This window comes from Solwaraspora sp. WMMA2065, assembly GCF_030345075.1.
Classification (GTDB): Bacteria; Actinomycetota; Actinomycetes; order Mycobacteriales; family Micromonosporaceae; genus Micromonospora_E.
In genome coordinates this window covers 3,108,196-3,119,496 of the sequence record NZ_CP128361.1, presented here as the reverse complement: position 1 = coordinate 3,119,496, position 11,301 = coordinate 3,108,196, and the positions used below count along the sequence as shown (strand labels likewise).

The 11,301-nt window shown below is 71.2% G+C and carries 9 protein-coding genes; 7 read left to right on the top strand and 2 right to left on the bottom strand.

The window, feature by feature from the left end:
* Positions 1 to 234: 234 nt before the first annotated feature.
* The 7 genes from O7610_RS14055 to araA all read left to right on the top strand — a co-directional run bounded on the left by O7610_RS14055 (position 235) and on the right by araA (position 8,991).
* Complete coding sequence (locus O7610_RS14055; RefSeq protein ID WP_289213624.1) at positions 235 to 1,188, top strand: ABC transporter substrate-binding protein; 954 nt, start codon at positions 235 to 237, stop codon at positions 1,186 to 1,188.
* 136 nt (positions 1,189 to 1,324) lie between these two features.
* Entirely contained in the window at positions 1,325 to 2,851 is a 1,527-nt protein-coding gene (locus tag O7610_RS14050; RefSeq protein WP_289213466.1) for a sugar ABC transporter ATP-binding protein, read from the top strand.
* A complete protein-coding gene (locus O7610_RS14045) occupies positions 2,848 to 3,981 on the top strand; it encodes an ABC transporter permease (protein ID WP_289213465.1) in 1,134 nt (377 codons plus the stop codon). The genes O7610_RS14050 and O7610_RS14045 overlap by 4 nt, the downstream gene beginning before the upstream one ends.
* On the top strand, positions 3,978 to 5,000 hold the full coding sequence (yjfF, locus tag O7610_RS14040) for a galactofuranose ABC transporter, permease protein YjfF (RefSeq protein WP_289213464.1): 1,023 nt from the start codon (positions 3,978 to 3,980) through the stop codon (positions 4,998 to 5,000). The genes O7610_RS14045 and yjfF overlap by 4 nt, the downstream gene beginning before the upstream one ends.
* 43 nt (positions 5,001 to 5,043) lie before the next feature.
* Positions 5,044 to 6,726, top strand: coding sequence for a ribulokinase (gene araB, locus O7610_RS14035; protein WP_289213463.1), 1,683 nt, complete (start codon positions 5,044 to 5,046; stop codon positions 6,724 to 6,726).
* The gene (locus tag O7610_RS14030) at positions 6,726 to 7,418 is read left to right on the top strand and encodes an L-ribulose-5-phosphate 4-epimerase (protein ID WP_289213462.1); all 693 of its coding nucleotides are present in this window, start codon (positions 6,726 to 6,728) and stop codon (positions 7,416 to 7,418) included. The genes araB and O7610_RS14030 overlap by 1 nt, the downstream gene beginning before the upstream one ends.
* Before the next feature lie 76 nt (positions 7,419 to 7,494).
* Positions 7,495 to 8,991, top strand: a complete 1,497-nt coding sequence (gene araA / locus O7610_RS14025) for an L-arabinose isomerase (RefSeq protein ID WP_289213461.1) — start codon at positions 7,495 to 7,497, stop codon at positions 8,989 to 8,991.
* Positions 8,992 to 9,171: 180 nt separating this feature from the next.
* On the opposite strand, the gene O7610_RS14020 is transcribed toward araA, so the two are convergent.
* Entirely contained in the window at positions 9,172 to 10,434 is a 1,263-nt protein-coding gene (locus O7610_RS14020) for an APC family permease (protein ID WP_289213460.1), read from the bottom strand.
* Positions 10,431 to 11,270, bottom strand: coding sequence for an SURF1 family cytochrome oxidase biogenesis protein (locus O7610_RS14015; protein ID WP_289213459.1), 840 nt, complete (start codon positions 11,268 to 11,270; stop codon positions 10,431 to 10,433). Before O7610_RS14015 ends, O7610_RS14020 begins: the two co-directional genes overlap by 4 nt.
* Between the last annotated feature and the right edge of the window lie 31 nt (positions 11,271 to 11,301).

Sequence of the window (11,301 nt, the reverse complement as noted above, 5' to 3'; positions counted from 1 at the left end):
GCGGCGGTTGAGCCTCGGCTGTCGATGGCATCCCGACCAGTTGGGCCACCTGGGAAGGGTGTCGGTGGGTCGGAAGCTTGGCGTACGCCGGGTGTTTGGCCGAATCGCAAAGTTAACGCTAACAGTCGGTCCACCGCATCCGTGGACCGTTTCGACCGCCGGTCGTCCGGCCAACCGGCGGACGACATCAGCCTCAGCGGGAGGTAGGCAGTGTTCAGACGTTTTTCCGCCGTCATGATCGCGGCGATGATGGTGGCGACCACCGCCGCCTGTGGTGACTCGGGCGCGGAGGGGGGTGGCGGCGGTGACGACCAGATCGTCCTCGGCTTCTCCCAGGTCGGCGCCGAAAGTGGCTGGCGTACGGCGAACACCAAGTCGGTCCAGGAGTCCGCGGCCGAGGCCGGGATCGAGCTGAAGTTCGCCGACGCCCAGCAGAAGCAGGAGAACCAGATCAAGGCGATCCGCAACTTCATCGCCCAGCGGGTCGACGTGATCGCCTTCTCCCCGGTCGTGGAGTCCGGGTGGGACACGGTGCTCAAGGAGGCCAAGGATGCCGAGATCCCGGTGATCCTGACCGACCGGGCAGTGGACTCGCAGGACGAGACGCTGTACGAGACCTTCATCGGCTCCGACTTCGTCCTCGAGGGTCGGCTCTCCGGGGAGTGGCTGGCCGAGGAGTTCGCCGACGAGCCCGGCCCGGTGCGGATCGTCGAGCTGCAGGGCACCACCGGCTCGGCTCCGGCCAACGACCGCAAGCAGGGCTTCGGTGAGGCGATCGCCGTCGACCCGAAGTTCGAGATCATCGCGTCGCAGACCGGTGAGTTCACCCGGGCCAAGGGTAAGGAGGTCATGGAGGCCTTCCTCCAGGCCCACGACGACATCGACGTGCTCTTCGCGCACAACGACGACATGGGTCTCGGCGCGATCGAGGCGATCGAGGCCGCCGGTCTGGTGCCCGGCCAGGACATCACGATCATCACGATCGACGCGGTCCGCGACGGCATGCAGGCGCTCGCCGACGGCAAGATCAACTTTATCGCGGAGTGCAGCCCGCTGCTCGGGCCACAGCTGATGGAGTTGGTCGAGCAGGTGCACGCCGGCGAGTCGGTGCCCAAGCGGGTGGTCACCGAGGAGACCACCTTCACCCAGGAGCAGGCCGAGGAAGCGCTGCCCACCCGGGAGTACTGAGCCGATCCGTCGTCCCGCCCGGCCACCGCGCCGGGCGGGACGACGGGGCAGGCGCCGGCCGCCGGCCCGGTCGGCCCTCGCAGGCGCCGACCGGGCCGGCGGTGGCCGACCGCAGCGACAGCAGTGAGAGGTACGGATGACCGACGCGGCGCCGATCCTGGAGATGACCGGGATCGGCAAGACCTTCCCCGGCGTCGTCGCGCTCGACGACGTCGATTTCCGGATGTTCCCCGGCGAGGTGCACGCCCTGATGGGCGAGAACGGCGCCGGCAAGTCTACTCTGATCAAGGTTCTCACCGGGGTCTACGGGATCGACCGCGGCGAGATCCGGCTCGCCGGCCGGCAGGTCCGGTTCGCCGGTCCGCTGCAGGCCCAGCAGGCCGGCGTCAGCACCGTCTACCAGGAGGTGAACCTCTGCCCCAACCTGTCGGTGGCGGAGAACATCTTCATCGGGCGGGAGCCCCGTCGGTTCGGCGCGATCAGGTGGGCCACGATGCGGCGCCGCTCGGCCGAGCTGCTGCACCGGCTGCACCTCGACATCGACGTGACGGCGCCGCTGGCCAGCCACTCGCTCGCCGTACAGCAGATGGTCGCCATCGCCCGCGCGGTGGACATCTCGGCCAAGGTGCTCATCCTCGACGAGCCGACCTCCAGCCTGGACGCCTCCGAGGTGGAACAGCTGTTCGCGGTGATCCGCCAGCTCAAGGATTCCGGGGTGGCGATCCTGTTCGTCTCGCACTTCCTCGACCAGGTCTACGAGATCGCCGACCGAATGACCGTGCTGCGCAACGGCCGGTTGATCGGTGAGTGGCCGGTCGCGCAGCTGAGCCAGCTGGAGCTGGTGGCCAAGATGATCGGCAAGGACCTCAGCGTGCTGGAGCAGCTCGACGGTGAGTCCAAGCCGGACCTGGCCACCCTGGAGGGCGGTCAGCCGGTGCTGGAGGCCACCGGACTCGGCCGGTCCGGGGCGGTCGCCCCGTTCGACCTGACCATCCACGCCGGCGAGGTGGTCGGCTTCGCCGGGCTGCTCGGATCGGGGCGTACCGAGGCGGCCCGGCTGCTGTTCGGCGCCGACCGTGCGGAGCGGGGTCGGCTGAGCATCGCCGGCAGACCGATCGCGCTGCGCGGCCCGCGGACCGGGATGGCCAACGGCATCGCGTTCTGCTCGGAGAACCGCCGGGCCGAGGGCGTGGTCGAGGACCTGACCGTACGGGAGAATCTGGTCCTCGCCATGCAGGCCGCCCGGGGGTGGGCCCGACCGATCCCGCGTCGCCGCCAGGACGAGCTGGTCGCCAAGTACATCGCCGCGCTGCAGATCCGCCCGGCCGACCCGGAGCTGCCGATCCGTAACCTGTCCGGCGGCAACCAGCAGAAGGTGCTGCTGGCCCGGTGGCTGATCACCGAGCCCAAGCTGCTCATCGTCGACGAACCGACCCGGGGGATCGACGTCGGCGCCAAGGCGGAGATCCAGCGCCTGGTGGTCGAGCTGGCCGGCGGCGGCATGGCGGTGCTGTTCATCAGCGCCGAGCTGGAGGAGGTCCTCCGGCTCAGCCACAAGATCGCGGTACTGCGGGACCGGCAGATGATCGACCAGCTCGCCAACGGTGCGGGCGTCGACGTGGACCGGATCATGCGGACCATCGCCGGGGAGGCGGCAGCATGAGCGACACGCACCGACGACTGACCGGCCTGGTCCGGCAGCGGCTGTTCTGGCCGGTGCTGATCCTGGTGGTGCTGCTGGTCAGCAACCTGTTCTTCACTCCGAGCTTCTTTTCCGTCACGGTTCGTGACGGACATCTGTACGGGTCGCTGATCGACATCCTGCGGGCCAGCACCCCACTGGTCCTGGTCGCCGTCGGGATGACCGTGGTCATCGCCACCGGCGGCATCGACCTGTCCGTCGGCTCGGTGATGGCCATCTCCGGCGCGCTCGCCTGCCTGCACATCAGTGGTCTGGCCGACCAGAACAGCGTTACCGGCGTACTGTTCGCCGTCGCCCTGGCGCTCGGGCTGTCGGTGCTGCTCGGCCTCTGGAACGGCACCCTGGTCGCCGCGATCGGCATCCAGCCGATCATCGCCACGCTGATCCTGATGGTGGCCGGCCGAGGGCTGGCCCAGTTGATCACCGACGGGCAGATCATCAACGTCAACTCGGCACCGTACAAGGTGATCGGTGCCGGCTACGCGTTCACCCTGCCGGTGTCGGTGCTCATCGTCGTCGCGGTGGTCACCGCAGCGGCGCTGCTGATCCGGCGCAGCGCGCTCGGCATGCTGGTCGAGTCGGTCGGCGGCAACCCGACCGCCAGCCGGCTGGCCGGCATCCGCGCCCGGCAACTCGTCATCCTGGCGTACGTCTTCGCCGGACTGTGCGCCGGCATCGCCGGGCTCATCTTCAGCTCCAACGTCTCCAGCGCCGACGGCAACAACGCCGGCAACCTGATCGAACTCGACGCGATCCTCGCCGTCGTCATCGGCGGTACCGCGCTCACCGGTGGCCGGTTCTCCCTCGCCGGCAGCGTCCTCGGCGCGGTGATCATCAAGGCGCTGGACATCACCATCTACACCATCGGCATCCCCAGCCAGGCGAACCTGCTGTTCAAGGCGGTCGTGGTCATCGTGCTGTGCCTGGCCCAGTCGTCGGCGTTCCGCGCCCGACTGGCCGGGATCACCCGCCGGGGCGGCCCCGCCCGCCCGCCCGGGGCGCCGCCCGGGAAGCGACCGGACGGCGCCGGTGGCGGGCTGCCCCAGCAGACCGGCCCGGCGGCGCCGGCAGAGGCGGAGGTACGGGCATGATCGACGTCAGCGACCCCCGGCAGGCGACGGCCACCGCGCCGACGCCGACCGTCCGCCCTCGGCGGTACCTGCCGCAGCAACGGCACCTGCCGGTGCTCGCCACGCTCACCCTGCTCGCCACCATGTACGGCCTCGGCGCGCTCAACTACACCGGGTTCGCGCAGCCGCAGATCCTGCTGAACGTCTTCGTCGACAACGCCTTCCTGCTGGTCGTCGCGGTCGGGATGACCTTCGTGATCCTCACCGGCGGCATCGACCTGTCGGTCGGCGCGGTGGTCGCCCTGACCACCGTCTGCGCCGCCGTACTGCTGCGTGCGGGCTGGCCGGCCGGTGTGGTGCTGCCGCTGGTCCTGCTCGTCGGCACCACGCTCGGCCTGCTGATGGGTCTGATCATCCACTTCTTCGACATCCAGCCGTTCATCGTGACCCTCGCCGGGATGTTCTTCGCCCGTGGACTCTGCCACCTGATCACCAGCGACTCGATCCCGATCACCGACGTGTTCTGGACCGCGGCGGCGCAACACCGGATCCGCTTCGGCGACGGCTACTTCATCTCGATCAGCGTGGTCATCGCGCTCGTCGTCGTACTGATCGCCGCCTTCGTGCTGGCGTATACGCCGTTCGGTCGCAAGGTGTACGCCATCGGCGGCAACCCCCAGTCGGCGTTGCTGATGGGCCTGCCGGTCGGGCGTACCCGGATCGCCGTCTACACCATCAGCGGGTTCTGCGCGGCGCTCGGCGGCGTGCTGCTCAGCTTCTACATGCTCTCCGGCTACAGCCTGCACGCCCAGGGAATGGAACTCGACGCGATCGCCGCGGTGGTGATCGGCGGCACGCTGCTGACCGGCGGATCGGGGTACCTGCTGGGTACGGTGCTCGGGGTGGGCGTGCTCGGTCTCATCCAGACGATCATCGCCTTCCAGGCGGATCTGAGTTCCTGGTGGACGAAGATCGTCATCGGCGCGCTGCTGTTCGCCTTCATCATCCTGCAACGCCTGGTCACCCGGCGGCGCGGATGACTCACCATAGTGGCCAGGCAGGAATCCACCACAGGGAGAACGGGTGAACACCGACCAGTACACCATCGGCATCGACTTCGGCACCCTGTCCGGGCGGGCCGTCGTGGTCCGGGTCGCCGACGGCGCCGAAGCCGGCTCGGCGGTGCACGAGTACCGCAACGCCGTCATCGACCGGACACTGCCGTCAAGCGGCAAACCGCTGCCGCCGGACTGGGCCCTGCAGGACCCGGAGGACTACCGGGACGTGCTCCGCCACGCCGTACCGGCGGCGCTCGCCGACGCCGGCGTGGACCCGGCACAGGTGATCGGCATCGCCACCGACTTCACCGCGTGCACCGTGCTGCCGACCCTGGCCGACGGCACCCCGCTGTGCCAGCTGCCCGAGCTGGCCGACCGGCCGCACGCCTGGCCGAAGCTGTGGAAGCACCACTCGGCGCAGCCACAGGCCGACCGGATCAACGCCCTGGCCCACCAGCGCGGCGAGCCGTGGATCGGTCGGTACGGCGGAAAGATCTCCGCCGAGTGGCAGTTCGCCAAGGCGTTGCAGCTGCTGGAGGAGGATCCGGAGGTCTACTCCCGTACCGAGCGGTGGATCGAGGCCGCCGACTGGATCGTCTGGCAGCTGTGCGGCGCCGAGACCCGTAACGCCTGCACCGCCGGCTACAAGGGTATCTACCAGGACGGCCGGTACCCGGACCCGGCGTACCTGGCCGCGCTGCACCCCGACTTCGCCGACTTCGCGGCCACCCGGCTGGAGCATCCGATCCTGCCGCTGGGCGCCCGGGCCGGCGGGCTGACCACCGAGGCCGCCGGCTGGACCGGGCTGCCGGCCGGCATCGCGGTCGCCGTCGGCAACGTCGACGCGCACGTCACCCCGCCGGCGGCCGGCGCGGTCGCGCCGGGGCAACTGCTCGCCGTGATGGGCACCTCCACCTGCCACGTGATGAACGGCACCGACCTGGTCGAGGTCCCCGGCATCTGCGGCGTCGTCGACGGCGGCATCACCGCCGGGGCGTACGGCTACGAGGCCGGCCAGTCCGGCGTCGGTGACATCTTCGCCTGGTTCGTCGACAACGGCGTACCGCCGGCGGTGCACGACGAGGCCGCGCGCCTCGGACTCAGCGTGCACGAGCTGCTCACCCGGCAGGCCGCCGAGCAGCCGGTCGGCGGGCACGGGCTGGTCGCCCTGGACTGGCACAGCGGCAACCGGTCGGTCCTGGTCGACCATCACCTGTCCGGGCTGATCGTCGGGCTGACCCTGGCCACCCGACCGGACGAGATCTACCGGGCGCTGATCGAGGCGACCGCGTTCGGCACCCGCACCATTGTGGAGACGTTCGAACGGGCCGGGCTGCCGGTGACCGAGTTCGTCGTCGCCGGCGGGCTGAAACGAAACAAGCTGATCATGCAGATCTACGCCGACGTGCTGCGCCGGCCGGTCAGCGTGGCCAGCTCCGACCAGGCACCGGCGCTCGGTTCGGCGATCCACGCGGCGGTCGCCGCCGGGGCCTACCCGGACGTGGTCACCGCGGCAGGGGTGATGGGCGCGGTGGAGACCGCCGTCTACCGCCCCGACCCCGACGCCGCCGCCGGCTACGACCGGCTGTACGCCGAGTACCAGCTGCTGCACGACCACTTCGGCGCCGGTGCCGACAAGGCGATGCACCGGCTGCGGGACATCCGCAACGCCGCGCTCGCCCGCTCCGACCGGGAGGCTTCCGCGTAATGACGACGACAACCGCCATCCACTCCGCCGAACTCGCCGCCGAGATCACCCGACTGCGTGCCGAGGTGTGCCGGCTGCACGAGCACCTGACCCGCTGGGGGTTGGTCACCTGGACCAGCGGCAACGTCTCGGCCCGGGTGCCCGGCGCCGACCTGCTGGTGATCAAGCCGTCCGGGGTCAGCTACGACGAGCTCACCCCGGCGCACATGGTCGTCACCGATCTGGACGGCGCGCTGGTCGAGGGCGACTACGCGCCGTCGAGCGACACCGAGGCGCACGCGTACGTCTACCGGCACATGCCGTCCGTCGGCGGGGTGGTGCACACGCACAGCCCGTACGCCACCGCCTGGGCGGCGCGCGGCGAACCGATCCCGTGCGCGGTGACCGCGATGGCCGACGAGTTCGGCGGCGAGATCCCGGTCGGGCCGTTCGCGTTGATCGGCTCCGACGCGATCGGCCGGGGTATCGTCGCGACGCTCACCGGACACCGGTCACCGGCGGTGCTGATGCGCCAGCACGGCCCGTTCACCATCGGGGCGACCGCGAAGGCGGCGGTGAAGGCGGCGGTGATGTGCGAGGACGTGGCCCGCACCATCCACCTGGCCCGCCAGCTCGGTCCGGTCGAGCCGCTGCCGCAGGCAGCGGTCGACGCGCTGTACGAGCGTTACCAGAACGTGTACGGCCAGCGGTGAACCGCGGCCGGCAGAGATTGTCCAGATGGGACCGAGAAGTGGGGCACAGGGGGGATCCGTGGTGATGGAGGCATCGATGCGGTCGGCGCAGGTGTGGTTCCTGACCGGCAGCCAGGGGCTGTACGGTCCGGAGACGTTGCAGCAGGTGGCCGAGCAGTCCCAGGAGATCGCCCGGCGGTTGGACGCCGCCGACGGGCTGCCGGTCAAGATCGTCTGGAAGCCGGTGCTGACCAGCCCGGAGGAGATCCTGCGGGTCTGCCTTGCCGCCAACGCCGAACCCGGCGTGGTCGGGGTGGTCGCCTGGATGCACACGTTCTCCCCGGCGAAGATGTGGATCTCCGGCCTGGACGCGCTGCGCAAGCCGCTGCTGCACCTGCACACCCAGGCGAACGTGACGCTGCCGTGGGCCGAGATCGACATGGATTTCATGAACCTGAACCAGGCCGCGCACGGCGACCGCGAGTTCGGCTACGTGCAGACCCGGCTCGGGGTGGCCCGCAAGACCGTCGCCGGCCACGTCAGCGACCCCCGGGTCGTCGGCCGGATCGCCGGCTGGGCGCGGGCCGCGATCGGCCACACCGAGCTGCGCTCACTGAAGCTGGCCCGGTTCGGCGACAACATGCGCAACGTCGCGGTCACCGAAGGCGACAAGGTGGAGGCGCAGGTCCGGTTCGGAGTCTCGGTCAACACGTACGGGGTGAACGAACTCGTCGAGGCGGTCGACGCCGTGCTCGACACCGACGTCAAGGTTCTCGTCGACGAGTACGAGCAGCGCTACCGGGTGGACCCGGCGCTGCGGGCCGGCGGCGACCGGCACGACTCGCTGCGCTACGCCGCACGCATCGAGCTGGGCCTGCGCGGCTTCCTGACCGAGGGCGGCTTCCGGGCCTTTACCACCAACTTCGAGGACCTGGGCGGGCTGCGGCAGCTGCCCGGTCTGGCGGTGCAGCGGCTGATGGCCGACGGCTACGGCTTCGGCGGTGAAGGCGACTGGAAGACCGCCGTACTGGTGCGCACCCTCAAGGCGATGTCCGTCGGCACCTCCGGTGGTACGTCGTTCATGGAGGACTACACGTACGACCTGACCCTTGGTCAGGAGCTCATCCTCGGCGCGCACATGCTGGAGGTCTGCCCGAGCATCGCCGCCGACACCCCGTCGTGTGAGATTCACCCGCTGAGCATCGGCGGCCGGGAGGACCCGGTCCGGTTGGTCTTCGACGCCGCACCCGGCCGGGCCGTCGTGCTCGGCATGGTCGACCTGGGCGAACGGTTCCGCCTGGTGGCCAACGAGATAGAGGTCGTGCCGCCGGCACAGCCGTTGCCGAAGTTGCCGGTGGCCCGGGCGGTGTGGCGCCCCGAGCCGGACCTGCCGACGTCGGCCGAGGCGTGGCTGACCGCCGGCGGCCCGCACCACACCGTCCTCTCCCAGGCCGTCGGGGTGGACGAGTTGCACGATCTGGCCGAGATGACCGGCACTGAACTGGCGGTCATCGACGCCGACACGACGGTCCGGCGGTTCGCCGCCGAGCTGCGCTGGAGCCAGGCGTACCATCGGCTCGCCCGCGGCTTCTGACCTGCTGGTCCTGCTGCCCGGGTGCTGGCGCCCCGGGCAGCGGGACCAGCAGGTCCACGGTCCTGGCCGTCGAGGGACCGTCCTGGCCGTCGAGGGACCGTCAACGTCGTGAAATCGGCTCCAGGACATCCAGGTGGGTTCCCTCGCCGCCGGGCAAGGCTCAGCGGGCGGCCGGACGGCTCAGCGGTGGGACCGGACGCTGCGGCCGGCCCACCAGACGCCGACGCCGACAGCGAACACCATCAGCCCGGTGAGCACTGCCGTGCCGGGCAGGGTGGCGGCCAGCAGCAGGCAGCCGGCGATCCCGACGACCGGTACGGCCTTCGGCAGCGCGCCCTCGTCGCGGCGCAGGGTCAACGCGGCGGCGTTGGCCACCGCGTAGTAGATTAGTACCCCGAACGACGAGAAGCCGATCGCCTCGCGCAGGTCGGCGACGCAGACCAGGGCGACCACCGCGACCCCGACCGCGATCTCCGCCCGGTGCGGCACCTGACGGCGCGGATGTACGGCGTCCAGCCCGGCCGGCAGATGCCGGCCCCGGGACATCGCGAACACGGTCCGGGACACCCCGAGGATCAATGCCAGCAGCGCCCCGAGCGCCGCCGTGGCCGCGCCGACGCGTACCACCGGGGTCAACCAGCCGGCACCGGCCTGCGACACGGCGGCGGCCAGCGGTGCCGGCGCGTCGGCCAGCCCGGCCGGGCCAAGGGCCCGCAGCGCCGCGACCGCAGCCAGCGCGTAGACCGCCAGGGTGATGCCCAGTGCGATCGGGATCGCCCGCGGGATGGTGCGCCGCGGGTCGCGGACCTCCTCGCCGAGGGTGGCGATCCGGGCGTAGCCGGCGAAGGCGAAGAAGAGCAGCCCGGCGCCCTGCAGCACCCCCCAGCCGTCGACGGGTACGCCGCCTGCCCCGCCGACGACCGGCCCGGTGCCGCCGATCAGCCCGGCCACGACCACCGCCGCCAGCACCACCAGCACGACACCGACGATGATCCGGGTGGCCAGGGCCGACCGGTGCACGCCGAACAGGTTCAGCGCGGTGAGCGCGACCACCGCCGCGACGGCGACCGGCCGGGCGTACCCCGGGGCCAGGTAGCTGCCGACGGTGAGCGCCATCGCCGCGCACGAGGCGGTCTTGCCGACCACGAACCCCCAGCCGGCGAGGTGGCCCCAGAAATCGCCGAGCCGGCGTCGGCCGTACACGTAGGTGCCGCCGGACTCCGGGTAACGGGCGGCCAGCCGCGCTGACGACATCGCGTTGCAGTAGGCCACCACGGCGGCGACGCCGAGCGCGGCGAGCAGCCAGCCGCCGGCGGCCGCCGCCGCCGGGGCGAACGCGGCGAACACCCCGGCGCCGATCATCGCGCCGAGACCGACGACCACCGCGTCGCCGGTGCCCAGCCGGCGGGCCAGGCCGCCGGGCGACGGGTCGGTCGGGCTCACCGCACGGTAGTCGGACGCCGGTCGACCGGGTCGGCATCGCCTCCGATGGCGTCGGCCCGGTCACCGTCACCGGCCGGCCGCCGCCGGTGGTGTGCCTCGCGCCGGGCCAGCCAGCCGAAACCGACCAGGGTCATCGCCGCGAAGATCCACCACTGGGCCACATAGCCGCCGTTCTGCCAGCTGTTCTCGTGCCGGATCGGTACGGCGACGAAGACCGGGTCGGCCGGCGGATCCTGCTCCTGCAGCAGCACGTAGCCGCCGTAGATTGGATAGGGCAACTCGGCGGCGAGCACCGGGGTGGCGATCCGCCGGGTCTGCAGCGTGCCGTCCTGGCGGGTCACCGAGCCGGACATCGGCTCCGGCTGGCGCAGCAGCCCGGTCACCCTCACCTCGCCGGTCGGCGCCGGCGGCACCGGCGGCGCGACGGCGAGCCCGCTGTCGTCCGGCGGGATCCAGCCCCGGTCGACCAGCACCGCGGAACCGTCCGCCAGCACCAGCGGGGTGAGCACCTCGTAGCCGACCCGGCTGTTCACCGTACGGCTGCGGACCAGCACGTCGTTGTCGCTGTCGTAGCGTCCGACGGCGGTCACCCTGGTCCAGGTCGCCGACTCCGGTGGCGGGTCGCCGGCCTGGCCGGGTGCCGGGCCTGGGTGGCCGGCGGCCCGGGTCAGCTCGACCGGGGTCTGCTGCCCGGCGGTGTCGATCCGGTCGTTGACCGCGCTGCGTTGGTGGTAGCGGTCGAGCTGCCAGTTTCCCAGCTGAACCATCACCGCCGCGGCGGCCAGGGCCACCACGAGGTAGCCCAGCCACCGGGGCGTCAGCAGGAACCGGTACACATGGCGGAGACTACCGGGTATCGTCTTGCGG

Bases quoted from the DNA above. Each gene is read 5' to 3' on its own strand.
- O7610_RS14055 (WP_289213624.1), top strand. From the start codon at position 235: ATGATCGCGGCGATGATGGTGGCGACCACCGCCGCCTGTGGTGACTCG.
- O7610_RS14050 (WP_289213466.1), top strand. From the start codon at position 1,325: ATGACCGACGCGGCGCCGATCCTGGAGATGACCGGGATCGGCAAGACC.
- O7610_RS14045 (WP_289213465.1), top strand. From the start codon at position 2,848: ATGAGCGACACGCACCGACGACTGACCGGCCTGGTCCGGCAGCGGCTG.
- yjfF (WP_289213464.1), top strand. From the start codon at position 3,978: ATGATCGACGTCAGCGACCCCCGGCAGGCGACGGCCACCGCGCCGACG.
- O7610_RS14030 (WP_289213462.1), top strand. From the start codon at position 6,726: ATGACGACGACAACCGCCATCCACTCCGCCGAACTCGCCGCCGAGATC.
- araA (WP_289213461.1), top strand. From the start codon at position 7,495: ATGCGGTCGGCGCAGGTGTGGTTCCTGACCGGCAGCCAGGGGCTGTAC.